We start from the raw sequence: 17,821 nt of genomic DNA, 5'->3' as shown, positions 1-17,821 counted from the left end.
CACCGGCGTGTCCACCAGCGCCTCTTCCATCGCCGGATCAGACAGCGCGTACCACTGCTGCAGGAAGTGGATGCGCAGCATCGTCGCCAAGGGGTAGGGCTGTCGGCCGGGACGGCCCATCTTCGGGTAGTGCGGCGCGATCAAGGCCAGCAGCGCCTGCCACGGCACCACCTGCTCCATCTCCGCCAGGAACACCTCACGCCGCGTGCGCTTGCGACCCATGCCTTCGGCATCACCGAACGATAGCTGCATCGAACTCACCCTTGAACCGATGACCCATTCTCGCTGAAAGTGGCGGAGTTGTTCAGACCTTCCTTAGGTTGAGCTGGCGCGCAATGGCTTCCTGGCGCAGCCCCTGATTGAGCAACAGCGCCACCTCCAGCTCGCGCGGGGTCAGCGCATCGAAGGGCGAGGCTTGCCCGCCTTGCAGGCCTGCCAATGCCAGGCCCTGGGCGATGCTGCTGGACAGATATTTGCGGCCGCGAGCGACATCCCGCACCGCCCGCAGCAGCTCGGCGGCATCGCAGGCCTTGCCGACGTAGCCAAACGCACCGGCTTCCAGCAGCCGGCGCGGCATCGGGCCATCCTCCAGGACCGAGACCACGATCACCCGGCTTCCGTAATCGCCGCGCACCACCCGCTCGGTCACTTCCAACCCGCTCAGGCCGGGCAGATGCAGGTCGCACAGCACGACGTCCGGTTTGAGCTTACGGATCATCGGCAGCGCCTGCTCGGCGCTGTCGGCCTCGCCGACCACCTCGATATCGGGTTCGGCGCTCAGGATCAGCCGAAACCCCGTGCGCACCAGCGCATGATCGTCAACGATGAACACGCGAATCATTGCAGCTCCCCCAGCGACAACACCCCTAACTTAGCCTGCCACTGCCAAGCTCCCAAGCGGAGGGTTCCGCATGTTCTGATCAGAAATCTCTGACCTGTACTCTGGCGGAAGCGGTGAGATTCGAACTCACGGTGGCATCGCTGCCACGGCGGTTTTCAAGACCGCTGCCTTAAACCACTCGGCCACGCTTCCGGGGTGCTGATTTTGACACGGCCAGGCCGTTTCCGGCAGCCACCGGCACCACCTCCGGTACACGGCGGCGCACGGCCAGCCGCTGCAGGCACTCCGGATCGCTGCACTCAAGTCGTGCCGATTCCAGCAGCGGCGGCAGGGCCTCTGCCAGGTAGTCGATGAACACCCGTACCGCCGGCAACATGCCGCGTCGTGAGGCAAACACCGCGTGGGCAATCCCCATTGGCAGGCGCCACTGCGGCAGCACCACTTCCAGCCGGCCTTCCCGCACCGCCTCGGCACAGATGGTCTCCGGCAGCAGCGTGATGCCCATGCCTGCCTCTGCCAGCGCCTGCATCATCGGAAAATCGAACCCGGTGATGCGCGGCTGCAGGTCCACCCGCCGCACCTCGCCGTCCGGCCCGTGCAGCTCCCAGCGCTGGCGGGCCTCGTCCTCGCTGACGCTCAAGGTGACGTGACTGGCCAGATCCTCGGGCACCTGCGGGCGACCGGTGCGATCCAGATAGTCGGGGCTTGCCACCAGCAGTTCCTGCACCTGCCCGAAACTGCGCATGACCAGGCTGCCATCTTCATCCAGCCGGCTACGCACGCGCAGGGCGACATCCACGCCCTCGTTGATGACATCGACCCGGCGATTGCTGACGATCAGTTGCAACCGCACCTTCGGGTAGCGCCGCAGGAACTCCGGCAGCAGCCTGGGCATCTGCTGCTGGGCCATCGAGACCGGCACACTGACCCGCACCACGCCGCGCGGCTCGGCACTGAGCCGGTCCACCACCTCGCGCGCCGCCTGCGCCTCGGCCAACATCGCCTGCGCGTGCCGGTGCACGTTCATGCCGATGTCGGTGACCGCGAAGCGGCGGGTGGAGCGCTGCAGCAGGCGCACGCCCAGCGCCGATTCCAGCGCGGTGATGCGCCGGCTCAGCCGCGACTTGGGGATTCCCAGCGCCCGCTCGGCGGCAGCAAACCCGCCGTGTTCGACCACTGCGGCGAAGTAGTACAGGTCATTGAGGTCGTGCATCGCCATTGACTCCTATCGCCTGCCCCCACCCGGGACACATCGGTTCAACCGATCCGGTCGAGCCCACCCATGTAGGGCCGCAAGACCTCCGGCACCTCGATGCTGCCATCCGGCTGCTGGTAGTTTTCCATCACTGCGATCAGGGCACGCCCCACCGCCACGCCAGACCCATTAAGGGTGTGCACCAGCTCCGGCTTGCCGGTGTCCGGGTTGCGCCAGCGCGCCTGCATGCGTCGGGCCTGGAAGTCGCCACAGTTGGAGCAGGAAGAAATCTCACGATAGGTCTGCTGCGAGGGCAGCCACACTTCCAGGTCGTAGGTCTTGCGGGCGGAAAAGCCCATGTCGCCGCTGCACAGCAACACCCGCCGATACGGCAGGCCGAGCTTTTCCAACACCACTTCAGCGCAGCGGGTCATCCGCTCGTGTTCGGCATCGGAGTCTTCGGGCCGGGTGATGCTGACCAGCTCAACCTTCTCGAACTGGTGCTGACGGATCATGCCGCGCGTATCACGACCGGCTGCCCCAGCCTCGGCGCGGAAGCACAGCGAGTGTGCAGTCATCCGTAGCGGCAGGCGCTCGGCGTCCACGATCTCATCGCGCACCACGTTGGTCAGTGGCACCTCGCTGGTGGGGATGAGATACCGGGTGTGCTCACCCAGGCGGGTGGAAAACAGATCTTCCTCGAACTTCGGCAGCTGGCCGGTCCCGCGCATCGACTCGGCATTCACCAGCAGCGGCACGTTGGTTTCCTGGTAGCCATGCTCGCCGGTATGCAGGTCCAGCATGAACTGCGCCAGCGCACGATGTAGCCGCGCCAGCGGGCCGCGCAGCACGGTGAAACGCGCCCCCGACAGCTTGGCCGCAGTTTCCGCATCCAGCCAGCCATGCCGTGCCCCCAGCTCGACGTGATCGCGGACTGGGAAGGCAAACTGGCGCGGGCTGCCCCAGCGGTGCTGCTCGACATTGGCGGATTCGTCGGGCCCCAGCGGCACGGACGGATCCGGCAGGTTGGGAATGCCCAGCGCGACCGCCTCGATCTCCTCGCGCAGCCGGTCCAGTGCGACTTCGGAGGCCTTGAGCTCCTCGCCAAAGGCCGCCACTTCGGCCATCACGGCCGACACATCCTCACCCTTGGCTTTGAGCATGCCGATCTGTTTGCTGCGGGTGTTGCGCAGGTTTTGCAGTTCTTGGGTTCGCACCTGCAGGCGTTTGCGCTCGGCCTCCAGCGCTTCCAGCCGGGTCACGTCCAGCACGAAGCCACGACTGACGCGCAGGCGTTCGGCAAGATCGGCGGTGTGATGGCGCAGCAGGGCAGGATCAAGCATGGCGTGACCGAAGGCAAACGGAATGGAATGCGCATTATCGCCCACCCCGACCAGCCAGGCATGCCGGCTGTGCCAGAATGCCGACATGCCTGCTCCCGACACTCCATCCAGACGCCTGCCCCGCCTGCCCGTCTTGCTGGCTGTGGCCTTTCTAATCGGCGTTCTGCTGTTCCTGCTGGTGTGGTGGAACTCACGCCAGACCTACGACTTCTACCGGGCCGCCCCTACCCCGGCCAGCCCCGGCACCAGCCCATCCGACACCTTGCCGGCGCCACAGCCGCCAGACCTGACCAGCGACCGCACCATCAGCGGCTTGCAAGTCATCCCTGGTGCCGCCAGCCCACCTGTGCCCAGCCCACCCCCGCCACCTGCGCCATCCGCTGCCAGTGCCGATCCGTCGTCCCCCCAGGCCACACCGGCGACCGAGCCGCAGGACAGCACACCCCCGGAACCCCTGTCCACCCCTGCACCCGTCTATCCGCCCGATGCCTTGCGTATGGGGGCTGGCGGCACCGTGCAGGTGCGGATCACGGTGGGCAGCGATGGCCAGGTCGTGCAGCGTGAACTTGCAGAAAGCAGCGGCAATCGTGCGCTCGACCGGGCTGCCCTGGAGGCCGTGCAGCGCTGGCGCTTCCGTCCGGCATTGCGCAATGGCCAGCCGGTCAGCACAGACGTCGTGATCCCGATCCGGTTTGCCCCGCAGGAATGACGGCACGATGACCCGCTCTTTCCTGTTTTACGACCTGGAAACCTTCGGCAAGGATCCGCGCCGCAGCCGGATTGCCCAGTTCGCCGCCATCCGGACCGATCTCGACCTCAATCCGGTCGAACCGCCGATCTGCTTTTTCGTGCGGCCGGCCGATGACCTGCTGCCTGCACCAGACGCCTGCCTGGTGACCGGGATCACCCCGCAGCGGGCGCTGCAAGAAGGCCTCTGCGAAGCGGAGGCCTTTGCCCGCATCCATGACGAAATGCGCCGCCCAGGCACCTGCAGCGTGGGCTACAACTCGCTGCGCTTCGATGACGAGTTCATCCGCTTTGGGCTGTACCGCAACTTTTACGACCCGTATGAGCGCGAATGGAAGGATGGCAATTCGCGCTGGGATCTGCTGGATGCCCTGCGCCTGATGCATGCGCTGCGGCCCAACGGCATCCGCTGGCGCACGCGTGAAGACGGGCAAGGCACCAGCTTCAAGCTGGAACATCTGGCCGAGGACAACGGCCTGCGCGAGGGCAGCGCCCATGAGGCGCTCAGCGACGTGCGTGCGCTGATCGGGCTGGCGCGGCTGTTCCGCCAGCATCAGCCCAAGCTCTGGGAGTACAGCCTGCGGCTGCGTGACAAACGCATGGTGGAGACACTGTTGACGGCGGCCGAGCCTGCGCCCCTGCTGCATATCTCGCAGCGCTACCCGGCCCAACGCCTGTGCGCCGCACCGGTCCTGCCGCTGGCCCGGCATCCGCAGATTTCCTCGCGCGTCATCGTGTTCGATCTGGACAGTGACCCCACGCCGCTGTTGACACTGGAATCAGAGGCACTGGCCGAGCGCGTGTTCGCACGTCGCGATGACCTGCCCGACGGTGTCGCCCGGATGCCACTCAAAGAAGTGCATTTCAACCGCTGCCCCGCCCTGGTGCAGTGGTCGCATCTGCGCCCGGAGGATTTCCAACGCCTGGGTATCGACGTGTCCCGCGTGGACACCCATCTCCAAAAGCTACGCGAGGCCGGCCCGGCGCTGGCGGAAAAAGTCCGCCGCCTGTATGCGCGACCGGTCGCAGCCGCAGTCAACGATCCGGACGCCGCGCTCTACGACGGCTTTCTGCCCGACGCCGACAAGCCCCTGCTGGCCGCAGTACGCGCCACGCCGCCGGAACGGCTGGGTGACACCCGTTTCCCGTTCCGCGACCCACGGCTTGCTGCATTGCTGCTGCGCTACCGCGCGCGCAACTGGCCGCACACGCTAAGCCCTGACGAGCGCGCCCAATGGGATGCCTACCGCCGTCAACGCCTGCTCGCCGACAGCGGGTTGTCGGAGCTTTCGCTGGATCAATACCAACAACGCCTGGTGCAGCTGCGCGCGGATCACGCCGCCAATCCGCAGGCCCTCACCGTGCTCAACGCGCTGACTGACTGGGGCCGCACACTCGCCGAACAACTCGCCTGATCATGCGCGTCCCGCCGTGTCGCAGCGCATACCGCACTGCGACATGACAAGGCCATACCAATACGTATGCTGCTCCTACCGCCCGCGCTGGGAAGGTGCGGACGGGGCCTGCCGCAGGGGCTGCTGCGGCCATGCAACCTGGGGAAAACCATCATGATCAGACATGCGCTGGCAGCGCTGACCGTGCTTGTCGCCCTGGCGTGGAGCACACCCGCACACGCCGCCGACGTCACCGGTGTCGCCTTCGTCCATGGCACCGGCAAGCAGACCGATGCCTACAACGACTACTGGCAACCGCCCATGGTCAACAACGTCCGGGCGGGGCTGGCCGACCCGGCCAACTACGTGGTGATCAACTGCGACTTCGACCAGTACATGTGGGACAGCCGCGCCGCCGGCTGCCTGGCCGACCAGCTCACCCGTTTCATCAGCGCCCGCGGCATCACCCGGCTGATCGTCATCACGCATTCCAACGGCGGCAACATCATCCGCTGGATCATGTCCAACCCGACCTGGGACAGCCGCTATCCCAACATCATCAGCAAGATCGTGCGGGTCAATGCCCTGGCGCCATCCTCTGCCGGTACGCCGTTGGCGGATGCGGTGATCAACGGCAACGTGTTCGAAACTTCACTGGGCTGGCTGCTGGGCTACAAGTCCGATGCCGTGCGCCAGCAGCAGGTCAGCTGGATGGCCTATTACAACGCCAACTATCTGTACGGCACCGGCGGCCGGCCCTCGCTGCCCAAGCCGTTCCGCAGCGTGGTCGGCACCGATGTGGAAACCGCGGTCTGGGATCCGGACAGCTATTGCGGCGGCTACAGCCTCAACGTCGGGCTGGAGATCACCCAGGCCTGGCTGGACAGCTGCTCCGACGGCTTTCTCAACTGCAGCAGCCAGTCTGCTGCAGGCAGCGTGTGGTTCTATGACAAATCGCGCATGGCCGGCAGCGAACCGCTCAGCCATAACCAGAGCCGACGCGCCTGCTTCGGCCTGGACACCATCCTGCGCAACGACATGAAGTGAGGCCACGACCATGCGTACCCCGATGATCCGACGCGCGGCCCTGGCCGCGATGACCTGCCTGCTGTGCGGCCTGGCGCAGGCCGCACAGCCGCTGCTGCCGGCCGGCGACCATGACCAGGTGCCCAGCCGGCTGGTGCGTCTGCCTGCGCCGGTCGGCGAGTTCGAACGCCAGCCCGTCACCTTTGCCTGGGCCCTGGACCCGGCGCTGAGCCTGAGCGAGACACCGCCTTACCAGGCCAGCAGCCGCGAATACTGGCTGACCGTGGCGGGCGATGCCCTGCAGCGCGGCGTGACCCTGCCGATGTCGGCACCCAATGCCCTGATCCGGGTCAGCCCAGCCAATGGCGCCACCGCACTGCGCGCCGAGGATTTCAAGCTGACCCTGCAAGGATGGCCGGTGGGCGTGGCCCGGGTCGCCGATACCCAGGCCCTGCGCCAGGCCGGGATGGACGTCAGTGCCGGCACCCAGGTGCTGCGGCTGGGTGCCGGCAGCGGCGCCGGCCGTGCCCAACTGCAGGCAGCCCGCGCCCAGGGCCGCTACGTCATCCACGTGTTCGAACCGGACAGCCCGGTGGTGCTGCACGCCCGCGCCGAACGCAGCCAGGCGCTGGCCGGCGACACCCTGCGCGTGCAGATCGGCGCCACCGGCGGCGCGCTGCGCGCCTCTGCCCTACTGGTGGCACCCGACGGGCGCAGCCAGCCAGTGAACGTGCGGCGCACCCCGGCAGGCACACAGGAAGCGGTGTTCACCCTGCCCACCCGACCCGCAGCGGCGCCGGGCCTGTGGGAGCTGCAGGTGTTCTCGGACATCGACGGGATTCCGCGCGACGCCCGCACCGCATTCGGTGTCGCACAGCCGACTGCACGACTGGCGGGCACCTTCGCCATCGATGGCAGCCGCCTGCGTGTCTCGCTACCGGTCCAGGTGGCCGCGCCCGGTCGCTACGAGGTGCGCGGCACGCTGTATGCCACCGCCCCGGACGGTAGCCTACGGCCCGTCTCGCAGGCGCATTCCGCGGCCTGGCTGACACCTGGCACCGGAGTTCTGGTCCTGCCGTTCCCACGCGAGCACCTACCCGCCGGGTACGGCGCCCCGTTCGAGCTGCACCAGCTGCAACTCAACGACCAGACCCGGATGGCCCCGCTGGAACTGCGCGACCGCGCGGCGCGGTTCTGATTTGACACCGCCATCCGTGACCGCAGGGAAGCTCCAATGGGTTCGGAGATTCCCCAAGGTATGCCACAGCGGCCGGGCTTGCCCGGCCGCTGTTGTTTCGGCAGGCTGACATCCCCTCGACCAACGTTCACTCCGCACATGGCACTGAAGAAAAAATGGATCGCGCTGCCACTGGGCGTTGTGGTCCTGCTGGTTCTGCTGTACGGCGCCGCTGGCCCGTATCTGGCCATCCGCGGCATTCGCCACCTGGTGGCCAGTGGCCAGACCGGCGAGTTGTGGCGGTTCGTCGATTTCGCAAGCCTGAAGGACAGTCTGCGGCCGCAGCTGGAGCAAAAAGTCGCCGCCGGCGTACTGGCACGCATCGGCAGCAACGAAAATCCGCTCACCATCGGCAAGGTCAGCGCGCTGATCGCCCAGCCCACTCTGGACCTGATGGCTTCGCCACGCGGCCTGGCGGTGCTCCTGCAAGGAAGCGCACTGACCCGCACCACGCCAGCCGGCACCCCCAACGACCCGCTCCGAGACGCACGCACGGCCTTCGTGTCGCCCTCTCGCTTCACCGCCACCGTGGCCAGCGCCGAGGGGAAGCCGGTCGTGTTCGAATTCCGCCGCGATGGCCTGAGCTGGAAACTGGCGGCGCTATACCTGCCCGACTAAAGCAGGTCTGAAACCGCCACCCAGGCGTTGTCAGCCCTCGCCTGATGCCGGCACGCCTGGCGCCTGGCGCTGCACGACCGGCTCATTGGCCACCCCGTGCGGCACATGGCCGGCAGCGACATGACGTCGCGCGGAATCGATGTTGTGCGGCGAATCGTCAAAGAAAATGTCGGCGCCGAAGGCTTCCAGAAACGGCCCCTTGTCACGCCCGCCCAGGAACAACGCTTCGTCCAGCCGCACCCCCCACTCGCGCAAGGTGCGAATCACCCGCTCGTGTGCCGGGGCCGAGCGGGCGGTGACCAGCGCCGTGCGGATCGGCGCATCCTGCCCCGGCGGGAATGCCGCCTGCAGATCGTGCAGTGCCGCCAAAAACCCGCGGAACGGCCCGCCTGACAGCGGTTCGTGCGCGCGCATCCGCTCGTGCTGGCCGAAGGCCTCGACACCCTGCTCGCGCGAAATGCGCTCGCTTTCGTCACCGAAGATCACGGCATCGCCATCGAAGGCGATCCGCAACTGATGCGGGTGGCGCGGTTCGCTGGCCCGCTCCGGCAGGATGGTGGCGGCCGCCACCCCGGCCTGCAGCGCCTGCCGTACCGAGTCCGGGTTGGCCGACAAAAACAGCTGGGCACCGAACGGCTTGATGTAGGGCCAGACCGGCGCGCCTGCGGTGAACGTGGCACGGCGGATGTCCAGGCCGTAGTGCTGGATGGAGTTGAACACGCGCAACCCGGTATCGGCAGAGTTGCGCGACAGCAGGATCACCTCCACCCGCGGTGCCGTCGCAGCGCCCTGGTTGAGCGCCAGCAGCTTGCGCACCAGCGGAAAGGCGATGCCAGGCGGCAGGATGTCGTTCTCATGTCGGCGCTGGTATTCGGCAAAAGCTTCGATCCCCTCGCGTTCGAATACCGCGTGGCTGTCTTCCATCAAAAACAGCGCCCGCGCGGTGATCGCCACCACCAGCGGCGGTGGCACCCGATCGTCAACGTGCGGCGTGGTTTGCGCTGTCATCACCATTCCTCTGCAAAATCATCCTCGTCGAGCGATGCACCGGAACATCGGGCTGGTCATTGCCATCGCCAGCGATCGAATCGAGGCACAGACCGGGAAAAGCCAAACGGGTCAGACCGAGAACTGCTCCAACAGGATGCGCTCTTCCAGATTGTGCTCGGGATCGAACAGCAGTGTCACCCGCCGCTCCCGCGATTCGCGCACCAGCACCTCGGTGACGTCGCGCACTTCGTGGGAATCGGCGGTGGCGCTGACCGGGCGCTTGAGCGGATCATGGACGCGGAACCGCACCTGCGCATCTGACTTCAACACGGCGCCACGCCAGCGGCGCGGCCGGAATGGCGCGATCGGGGTCAGCGCCACCACATTGGCGCCCAGAGGCAGGATCGGCCCATGCGCGGAAAAGTTGTAGGCGGTGCTGCCCGCCGGCGTCGCCAGCATCACCCCGTCGCAGATCAGCTCATCCAGCCGCACCTGACCATTCAGCTCGATGCCGATGTGCGCCGCCTGGCGGGTTTGTCGCAGCAGCGACACCTCGTTGTAGGCCAGCGAGCTGACGCTGGCGCCGGAATCGGTCAGCGCCTGCATCTCCAGCGGATGCAGCACGGCCGGCTCGGCCGCGGCGATGCGCGCCGGCAGGTCATCGTCTTCGCGGTACTGGTTCATCAGGAACCCGACCGTGCCCAGTTTCATCCCGTACACCGGTTTGCCCAGCGCGCCGTGGCGGTGCAGGGTCTGCAGCATGAAGCCATCGCCCCCCAGCGCCACGATCACGTCGGCCTCCTCCGGCGCATGGGTTCCATGACGGCGCTTGAGCTGCGCCAGGGCGGCCTGGGCATCCGGGGCCGGGCTTGCGAGCAGAGCGAGGCGTGGCGTGGTCATGGCGCGAGGATAGCAAGGGACGGTCAGCCCAACGCCACCCTGGCGCTGTCGGCCCACAGGGAATGCACACGTCCGGACTCAAGGCAACGCACAGGCGTGCGTGCATGAGGGTCGCGCAGACCAGCAAACAGACGGGGCGCCCGTGTGGGCGCCCCGCATTCGACCTGGCCGGACAGGCGCAGGATCACGATCACCGGCGTGCCGGTCACACCCGCTGAGCGAGCTGGGCCACGCGCTGCACCGCCACCGAAGCAGTCGGGTAATCCAGCGTTTTCTGCGCAGCCAGTTCGGTCAGCATCGCCAGGGTGAAGCGCAGGGTGGCATCGTCACGGGCCAGCCAAGCACCTACCTTGGCGTCTGCATCCTTGCCGGGCATCGACAGCACCTGCCGGGTCAACTGCCGCATCTGCGCGAACAGCTCGTCACGCAGCACGCCACGCGCCACTGCGTGCCAGCGGCCATCGACCTTGAGCGCCTCGATCTGCTCGCGCAACCAGGGCACGTGCAGTGCGTCGGCAAGGCGGAAATAGACCTTGGCGACCTCCACTGCCCGCAGCTTGCATTCGCGGGCCAGCTCGATGATGTCCGGGCTGGCATCCAGATACGGCAGCGCCGCCAGCTGGTCGGCCAGCTCGTCGGACAGCCCCTTCTCACGCCACAGCCGGCGGCTGGCTTCATACGCCGGACGCTGCGAATCCGGCAGGATGCCCTTGCCGGCACGGATGTCGCGGAACCCGTCGTGGTAACGCTCGACCGCCGTGGTGATGGCCGGCACCGCGCCGGGACGCGACAGCAGCCAGCGGGTAAAGCTGCGCTGCAGCTCCCAGATCACCTGCAGGGCGTCGATCTGCACGGATTCCGGCACCTTGCCGTCCAGCGCGTCGATCTGCGCCCACAGATCGCGGGCATCCAGGGTTTCGCGGGTGATGGTGTAGGCGCGGGCGATCTCGCCGATGCTGCGCCCGCTGTCCTCCTGCATCCGCAGCAGGAAGGTCGCCCCCATCCGGTTGATGGTGGAGTTGGTCACCGCGGTGGCGATGATTTCCCGCTTCAGCCGGTGCGACTGCATCGCTTTCGCGTATTTCTTCCGCAGCGGCGTGGGGAAATAGCGCTCCAGCTCCTTGGACAGGTACGGGTCTTCCGGCACGTCCGACTCCAACAGCTGCGGATACACCACCAGCTTGGCGTAGGACAACAGCACGGCCAGCTCGGGCCGGGTCAGCCCCTGCCCGCGCACACGACGCTCGGCGATCTCGGTATCGCTGGGCAGCGATTCGATTTTGCGGTCGAGCAGGCCCTGCGCTTCCAGGGTCCGGATGAAGTGCATCTTCGAACCAAGCCGGTTGACGCTCATCCGTTCCATCAGGGTCAGGGTCTGGTTCTGCCGGTAGTTGTCCTGCAACACCAGCTGGGCGACCTCGTCGGTCATCTCTGCCAGCAGCTTGTTGCGGGCCGCCAGGGTCAGACGCTTCTTCTGTACCTCGGCGTTGAGCAGGATCTTGATGTTGACCTCATGGTCGGAGGTGTCCACCCCGGCGGAGTTATCGATGAAGTCGGTATTGAGCAGCACGCCATGCAATGCCGCCTCGACCCGGCCAAGCTGGGTAAACCCGAGGTTGCCGCCCTCGCCCACCACCTTGCAGCGCAGCTCGCAGCCGTTCACCCGCAGGGCGTTGTTGGCGCGATCACCGACATCGGCATGGCTTTCGCTGCGCGCCTTGACGTAGGTGCCAATGCCGCCGTTCCACAGCAAATCCACCGGCGCCCGCAGCGCCGCGCTGATCAGCTCGGTGGGGGTCATCGACGTGACCTCGGGAGCAAGCCCCAGCGCTTCGCGGACCTGCGGCGTGATTTCGATCGACTTGAGCGAACGGGCATACACGCCGCCGCCAGGGCTGATCAGGGATTTGTCGTAATCATCCCAGGACGAGCGCGGGAGCTTGAACAGGCGCTGACGTTCCTTGAACGAAACCGCCGGGTCCGGGTTGGGGTCCAGGAAGATGTGGCGATGGTCGAACGCGCACACCAGTCGGATGTGCTCGGACAGCAGCATGCCGTTGCCGAACACGTCGCCGGACATGTCACCGATACCGACCACGGTGAAGTCTTCGTTCTGGCAATCGCGGCCGAGCGCGCGGAAATGGCGCTTGACCGACTCCCACGCACCGCGCGCGGTAATGCCCATGCCCTTGTGGTCGTAACCGGCCGAGCCACCCGAGGCAAAGGCATCATCCAGCCAGAACCCGTGCGCCTTGGAAATGGCATTGGCGATGTCGGAGAAGGTCGCGGTGCCCTTGTCGGCTGCCACCACCAGGTAGGGGTCGTCGCCGTCGTGGCGCACCACGCCCACAGGCGGAATCACCTTGCCGTCCGGCGAGAGGTTGTCGGTGATGTCCAGCAGGCCGTTGATGAAGCGCTGGTAGCAGGCCACGCCCTCGTTGAACCAGGCGTCCCGGTCCTGCGCCGGATCGGGGAGCTGCTTGCAGTAGAAGCCGCCCTTACTGCCTACCGGCACGATCACCGTGTTCTTCACCATCTGCGCCTTGACCAGGCCCAGCACTTCGGTGCGGAAGTCCTCGCGCCGGTCGGACCAGCGCAGGCCACCACGCGCCACCGGCCCGAAGCGCAGATGGATGCCCTCCACGCGCGGCCCATACACCCAGATCTCGCGATACGGGCGCGGCTTGGGCAGATCCGGCACCCGCGCCGAATCCAGCTTGAAGCTGATGTAGTCGGCCGGGCCGCCATCCTTGCGCCGACCGTCGGGATACTGGATGTAGAAGCTGGTGCGCAGGGTGGCCTCGATGACCCCCATGAAGCTGCGCACGATGCGGTCCTCGTCGAGGCTCGACACCCGATCCAGCAGGCTGATCAGGGCCTGATGCGCGGCCTGCTCCTGCTCGGCACGGCTGCCGGCGCGCGCATCCAGCAATGGCTGCAACGCCGCCAAGGTGGCCTCATTCCCGCCGGCCAGTTCGCGCAGTTGCGCCTGCAGGCGGGCCACCCCCTGCTCGATCTCGGCACGACTTTCCTTGCCAGTGGCCGGGTGGAACCGGGCCTCGAACAGTTCGACCAACAACCGGGCCAGCAGCGGATAGCGCGCCAGCGTGGCCTCCATATAGCTCTGCGAGAACGGCACCCCGATTTGCAGCAGATACTTGCAGTAGGCGCGCAGGACGGTCACCTGGCGCCAGTCGAGCTTGGCGAGCAGGATCAGCCGGTTGAAGCCATCGTTTTCGGCCGCGCCGCGCAGCACCTGTGCAAAGGCGTGCTCGAAGGCCTCGTGCACCGCGTCCACGTCCAGCGCTTCGAAGCCGACCTGCTCCTGCTGGCTGACGACTTCGAAGTCCTGGATGAACACGGATTCGTGTCCGATCTCGACCTCGAACAGCCGCTCGGACAGGACCTTCAGGCCCATGTTCTCCAGCACCGGCATGACATCCGAGAGCACCAGCGGCATTCCGTAATGGAACACCTTGAAGTGCAGCCGCTCATGCTGGCTGGCGGGGGTGCGATAGAGCTTCAGCCGCATGTCGCCCGGCTTGTGCAGACCGTCGATGTCATGCACATCTTCCGCGGCAACCTCCGGGCTGACCTCTTCGATGTAGCCGGCCGGCAGCGCGCTGCCGTAGCGCGCGGCCAGGCGTAATCCTGCCTCCTCGCCATACCGAGCCACCAGGTGTTCGCGCAGCTCGTCGCGCCAGTCGCGCACGATCTCTGCCAGCCCCGCCTCCAACGCCGGCAGATCCACCTGCAGCTCGCCGGCATCGGGGCGCAGGCGCACCACGATGTGCAACTGCGCCAGCGGGGAATCGCCAATCTGCACGTTGCTGTCCACCCGCTCGCCCTGCAAGGCCTGCATCAGCATGGCCTCGATGCGATGCCGCACCTGGGTGCTCATGCGATCACGCGGCACATAGACCAGCACCGAATAGAACCGGCCATACCGGTCACGGCGCAGGAACAGCTTGCTGCGCACCCGCTCCTGCAGGCCCAGGATGCCCATGCAGGTGCGGTAGAGTTCTTCTGCGCTTGACTGGAACAGTTCGTCGCGCGGCAGGGTTTCCAGGATATGGCGCAACGCCTTGCCGCTGTGGCTATGCGGATCGAGGCCGGAGGTCTCCATCACGTAGGCATAGCGTTGCCGCACCAGCGGCACATCCCAGGGCCGACGGCTGTAGGCACTGGAGGTATACAGACCGATGAAACGATGCTCGCCAACCGCACGCCCCTTGGCGTCGAAGTCGAGCACACCGATGTAGTCCATGTAGCCGGGACGATGCACGGTAGAGCGCGCATTGGTCTTGGTCAGGATCAACGCGTCGCCCACACCCGATTTTGACTGGCCGTGCGCTGCCAGTGACTTGAGCGGACGCGGCTGGCTGTCGCTCTTGCCGCGCAACAGCCCAAGGCCAGTGTCAGGCAGGGCCACCAGCACCTCCTGCCGGCCTTGTTTTTCGACCTGGTACTCGCGGTACCCGAAGAAAGTGAAGTGGTCGTCTGCCACCCAGCGCAGGAAGTCTTCAATCTCTTTTCTGTCTTCCGCATCGACTGGCAGACGGCGCCGCTGCAAATCGCCAGCGATCTCCAGCATGCGCTCGCGCATCGGCTGCCAGTCGCTGACGATCGCCCGTACATCCGCCAACACCTGCAGGATTTTCGCTTTCAGCGCGGCGATCTCGGCCTGCGACTGCCGGTCGATCTCCAGATGCATCACGGATTCCGGCTCGCCCTCGCCCACTGCCTGCAGCACACCCGCTTTGTCGCGCTGCACCCGAATCACCGGGTGACCCAGCACATGCACGCCGATGTTGGCCTCAGCCAAGGCCATGGTCACCGAATCGACCAGAAACGGCATGTCGTCGTTGACGATCTGCAACACCGTATGGCTCTGCTGATCAGGGTTGAACAGGCGCACGCTGGGCTTGCCGCGCTTGCGCTTGCGCATGAATTCCAGCGTCTCTAGTGCCAACGCCGCCCAGGCATCGGCGCTGCGGCTGGCAAACTCCTCGGCATCCATGCGGCGATAGAAGGCGGCGGCAAAGGCGCACGCCTCGGCGCGGCCACTCTTGCCCGCACGCTTGGCCACGGCATCGAGAATGGGGGTGAGGTCCACGCTGTCGGGTGTTTCGGCGTTGGTGTGCATTGCAATGACCTTGATGTTGAAACGGCCGCACAGGGCGCGGCCGTCGGGGATGTGGCGTTAACGCAAACCGGTTTCGTTGCGGGCGATGACCAGGCGCTGGATCTCGCTGGTGCCCTCGTAGATCTCGGTAATCTTGGCGTCGCGGAAATAGCGCTCGATCGGCATCTCTTTGGAGTAGCCCATGCCACCATGGATCTGCAACGCCTGGTGGGTGATCCACATGGCCGCTTCCGACGCGGTGAGCTTGGCAATCGACGCTTCAGTGGTGAAACGCTGGCCCTGGCCTTTCAGCCAGGCGGCGCGCAACGTCAACAGCAGCGCCGCATCCAGCTTGCACTTCATGTCGGCGATCTTGGCCTGGGTCATCTGGAAGGCGCCGATGGGCTGACCGAAGGCCTTGCGGTCCTTCACGTAAGCCAGCGTGGCCTCATAGGCAGCACGGGCGATGCCGATGGCCTGACTGGCGATGCCGATGCGGCCGGCATCCAGCACGCCCATGGCGATCTTGAAGCCCTGACCTTCTTCGCCCAGCACCTCGTCCGGGGACACGCGATAGTCGGTGAACTCGATCTCGCAGGTGGCCGAAGCACGGATGCCCAGCTTGGGCTCAGTCTTGCCGCGATGGAAACCTTCGCGCTGGGTATCGATCAGGAATGCGGTGATCCCGCGCGCCCCCTTCTCCGGGTCGCTCATGGCAAACAGCACGATGTAGCGCGCGACCGGGCCGGAGGTGATCCAGCTCTTCTTGCCATTGATCACGAAACTTCCATCGGCCTGCTTCACCGCACGGCACCGCATCGCGGTGGCATCGGAGCCCGATTGCGGCTCGGTCAGCGCAAACGCGCCAATCTCGCGTCCCTCGGCAATGGCGCGCACGTACTTCTGCTTCTGCGCCTCGGTGCCAAAGGTCAGGATGCCGTTGCAGAACAGCGAGTTGTTGACCGACATGATGGTGCTGTGGGCGGCGTCGGCGGCCGCCACTTCGATCATTGCCAGCACGTAGCTGATCGAATCCATGCCGGCACCGCCGTATTCCACTGGCACCTCGATGCCCATCAACCCGTTCTCGCCCAGTGCCCGGATGTTCTCGAGCGGGAACTCGCCAGTGCGGTCGTGGTATTCCGCGCTAGGCGCGATCTTCTCGCGCGCGATGCGCCGCGCCACGTCCTGCAGCATCAGTTGTTCTTCGGTGAATGCAAAGTCCACGGACGCCTCTTGCCTCAGCAGAAAATGCCGGCATTGTAGCCCCGCGGCGCCTTCAACCCATAACAATCCGGCCGCGAATGGCAGATCGCCGGCACGCTCCGGCGAACCGCCTGGCTTGCGCGGCTCGCTGCGAATTCCGCATCCCCGTCCGGTCGATCCGCAAGTCGCCCTTCACCGCCATCCAGACCCAGGTTGACCGCATTGCAACGCCGGGCGACAATCATCTTTGAATCGCGATGGAAAGATATATATGGATCTGGAAGCCTGGTCTGCGTGCCTGAAAGTCTTTGCCGACGCCACCCGCGTGCGCCTGTTGGCGCTGCTGGAAGTCGAGGAGCTGACTGTCGCCGAGCTGTCCGCCATCACCCAGCTCGCCCAGCCGCGTGTCTCGACCCACCTGGCCCGGCTGAAAGAGGCCGGTCTGGTGCGCGACCGCCGCGCTGGCGTCTCGGCCTATTACCGCTTCGACGAAGCCGCGATCGACCCGGCCCAGCGCCAGCTGTGGCAGTCAATCCGCGCCGGCAGCGAAGACCCGCTGCTGCGTCAGGATGCCGAACGGCTGCCGCAGGTGCTGGCCATGCGCGCCTCCGACCAAAACTGGGCCGACAGCGTGGCCGGCGACATGGAACGCCATTATTCCCCTGGCCGCACCTGGGAAGCCCTGGCCCGCACCGCACTCCCGCTGCTGTGGCCGGGCGACGTCCTGGACATCGCCTCCGGCGACGGCGTGCTGGCCGAACTGCTCAGCCCGCATGCCGACCGCTACGTCTGCCTCGATGCCAGCCCGCGGGTGGTGGCCGCCGCGCGCGAACGCCTGCGCCGTTTCGACAATGTCGAAGTGCTGGAAGGCGACATGCACGCCCTGCCATTCCCCGCTGCCAGCTTCGATCTGGTGGTGCTGATGCACGCCCTGACCTACGCCACCCGGCCAGCGCAGGCGGTGGCGGAAGCCGCGCGCGTGCTGCGTCCAGGCGGACGGCTGCTGCTGTCCAGTCTGGCCCGCCATGAGCACCGCAGCGTGGTCGAGGCCTACGGCCACGTCAATCTCGGCTTCACCCACCGCGAACTGCGCAAATTTGCCGAAAAAGCTGGGCTGACGGTGGCCAACTGCGACACCGTGACCCGTGAGCGGCGCCCGCCGCATTTCGAGGTGATCTCGCTGACCGGCGTCAAACCGG

12 protein-coding genes, 1 tRNA gene and 2 pseudogenes are annotated in these 17,821 nt (G+C 66.3%); 6 read left to right on the top strand and 9 right to left on the bottom strand.

Features of this window, described 5'->3' with window-relative positions:
- The 5 genes and pseudogenes from BUA29_RS02085 to serS form a co-directional block, all read right to left on the bottom strand.
- On the bottom strand, positions 1 to 252 hold a 252-nt coding region (locus BUA29_RS02085), incomplete at its 3' end, for a transposase (RefSeq protein ID WP_143148770.1).
- A 64-nt stretch (positions 253 to 316) separates the two neighbouring features.
- Positions 317 to 841: pseudogene (locus tag BUA29_RS02080) on the bottom strand (response regulator); the annotation flags it as partial.
- A gap of 102 nt (positions 842 to 943) precedes the next feature.
- Positions 944 to 1,033 (bottom strand) — tRNA-Ser (locus tag BUA29_RS02075).
- The gene (locus BUA29_RS02070; RefSeq protein ID WP_084602303.1) at positions 1,011 to 2,054 is read right to left on the bottom strand and encodes a LysR substrate-binding domain-containing protein; all 1,044 of its coding nucleotides are present in this window, start codon (positions 2,052 to 2,054) and stop codon (positions 1,011 to 1,013) included. The genes BUA29_RS02075 and BUA29_RS02070 overlap by 23 nt, the downstream gene beginning before the upstream one ends.
- A gap of 44 nt (positions 2,055 to 2,098) precedes the next feature.
- Complete coding sequence (gene serS / locus BUA29_RS02065) at positions 2,099 to 3,379, bottom strand: serine--tRNA ligase (protein WP_072754981.1); 1,281 nt, start codon at positions 3,377 to 3,379, stop codon at positions 2,099 to 2,101.
- 85 nt (positions 3,380 to 3,464) lie between these two features.
- Here serS and BUA29_RS02060 point away from each other — a divergent pair, with 85 nt between their 5' ends.
- From BUA29_RS02060 to BUA29_RS02040, 5 genes are all read left to right on the top strand, one after another.
- Positions 3,465 to 4,088: an energy transducer TonB gene (locus BUA29_RS02060; protein WP_072754971.1), complete on the top strand. Its 624-nt coding sequence runs from the start codon at positions 3,465 to 3,467 to the stop codon at positions 4,086 to 4,088.
- A 7-nt stretch (positions 4,089 to 4,095) separates the two neighbouring features.
- Entirely contained in the window at positions 4,096 to 5,541 is a 1,446-nt protein-coding gene (gene sbcB / locus BUA29_RS02055; protein ID WP_072754970.1) for an exodeoxyribonuclease I, read from the top strand.
- A gap of 153 nt (positions 5,542 to 5,694) precedes the next feature.
- A complete protein-coding gene (locus tag BUA29_RS02050) occupies positions 5,695 to 6,567 on the top strand; it encodes an alpha/beta hydrolase family protein (protein WP_072754969.1) in 873 nt (290 codons plus the stop codon).
- 22 nt (positions 6,568 to 6,589) lie between these two features.
- Positions 6,590 to 7,744 carry a DUF4785 domain-containing protein gene (locus tag BUA29_RS02045; protein ID WP_143148769.1) on the top strand — a complete coding sequence of 385 codons (1,155 nt, stop codon included), beginning with the start codon at positions 6,590 to 6,592 and terminating at the stop codon, positions 7,742 to 7,744.
- Positions 7,745 to 7,882: 138 nt separating this feature from the next.
- Positions 7,883 to 8,401 (top strand): DUF2939 domain-containing protein, encoded by a 519-nt coding sequence (locus BUA29_RS02040; RefSeq protein WP_072754967.1) that lies wholly within the window; start codon positions 7,883 to 7,885, stop codon positions 8,399 to 8,401.
- Between the two features lie 30 nt (positions 8,402 to 8,431).
- On the opposite strand, the gene BUA29_RS02035 is transcribed toward BUA29_RS02040, so the two are convergent.
- The 4 genes from BUA29_RS02035 to BUA29_RS02020 all read right to left on the bottom strand — a co-directional run bounded on the left by BUA29_RS02035 (position 8,432) and on the right by BUA29_RS02020 (position 16,664).
- On the bottom strand, positions 8,432 to 9,409 hold the full coding sequence (locus tag BUA29_RS02035; RefSeq protein WP_072754980.1) for a 5'-nucleotidase: 978 nt from the start codon (positions 9,407 to 9,409) through the stop codon (positions 8,432 to 8,434).
- A 111-nt stretch (positions 9,410 to 9,520) separates the two neighbouring features.
- Positions 9,521 to 10,291: an NAD kinase gene (locus BUA29_RS02030; RefSeq protein WP_072754966.1), complete on the bottom strand. Its 771-nt coding sequence runs from the start codon at positions 10,289 to 10,291 to the stop codon at positions 9,521 to 9,523.
- Between the two features lie 205 nt (positions 10,292 to 10,496).
- Positions 10,497 to 15,437, bottom strand: coding sequence for an NAD-glutamate dehydrogenase (locus BUA29_RS02025; protein WP_072754965.1), 4,941 nt, complete (start codon positions 15,435 to 15,437; stop codon positions 10,497 to 10,499).
- A gap of 57 nt (positions 15,438 to 15,494) precedes the next feature.
- The gene (locus BUA29_RS02020) at positions 15,495 to 16,664 is read right to left on the bottom strand and encodes an acyl-CoA dehydrogenase family protein (RefSeq protein ID WP_425443760.1); all 1,170 of its coding nucleotides are present in this window, start codon (positions 16,662 to 16,664) and stop codon (positions 15,495 to 15,497) included.
- A gap of 229 nt (positions 16,665 to 16,893) precedes the next feature.
- Here BUA29_RS02020 and BUA29_RS02010 point away from each other — a divergent pair.
- Positions 16,894 to 17,820 (top strand): annotated as a pseudogene (locus tag BUA29_RS02010) (ArsR/SmtB family transcription factor); the annotation flags it as partial.
- Position 17,821 lies beyond the last annotated feature (1 nt).

The organism is Thermomonas hydrothermalis (assembly GCF_900129205.1).
GTDB classification, from domain to species: Bacteria; Pseudomonadota; Gammaproteobacteria; order Xanthomonadales; family Xanthomonadaceae; genus Thermomonas; species Thermomonas hydrothermalis.
The sequence above is the reverse complement of the archived record's forward strand: the minus strand, read 5'-3'. Positions and strand labels throughout refer to the sequence as shown.

Excerpts from the sequence above, each read along its gene's own strand:
- BUA29_RS02070 (WP_084602303.1), bottom strand. The coding sequence starts at position 2,054 with ATGCACGACCTCAATGACCTGTACTACTTCGCCGCAGTGGTCGAACAC.
- serS (WP_072754981.1), bottom strand. The coding sequence starts at position 3,379 with ATGCTTGATCCTGCCCTGCTGCGCCATCACACCGCCGATCTTGCCGAA.
- BUA29_RS02060 (WP_072754971.1), top strand. The coding sequence starts at position 3,465 with ATGCCTGCTCCCGACACTCCATCCAGACGCCTGCCCCGCCTGCCCGTC.
- sbcB (WP_072754970.1), top strand. The coding sequence starts at position 4,096 with ATGACCCGCTCTTTCCTGTTTTACGACCTGGAAACCTTCGGCAAGGAT.
- BUA29_RS02050 (WP_072754969.1), top strand. The coding sequence starts at position 5,695 with ATGATCAGACATGCGCTGGCAGCGCTGACCGTGCTTGTCGCCCTGGCG.
- BUA29_RS02045 (WP_143148769.1), top strand. The coding sequence starts at position 6,590 with ATGATCCGACGCGCGGCCCTGGCCGCGATGACCTGCCTGCTGTGCGGC.
- BUA29_RS02040 (WP_072754967.1), top strand. The coding sequence starts at position 7,883 with ATGGCACTGAAGAAAAAATGGATCGCGCTGCCACTGGGCGTTGTGGTC.
- BUA29_RS02035 (WP_072754980.1), bottom strand. The coding sequence starts at position 9,409 with ATGACAGCGCAAACCACGCCGCACGTTGACGATCGGGTGCCACCGCCG.
- BUA29_RS02030 (WP_072754966.1), bottom strand. The coding sequence starts at position 10,291 with ATGACCACGCCACGCCTCGCTCTGCTCGCAAGCCCGGCCCCGGATGCC.
- BUA29_RS02025 (WP_072754965.1), bottom strand. The coding sequence starts at position 15,437 with ATGCACACCAACGCCGAAACACCCGACAGCGTGGACCTCACCCCCATT.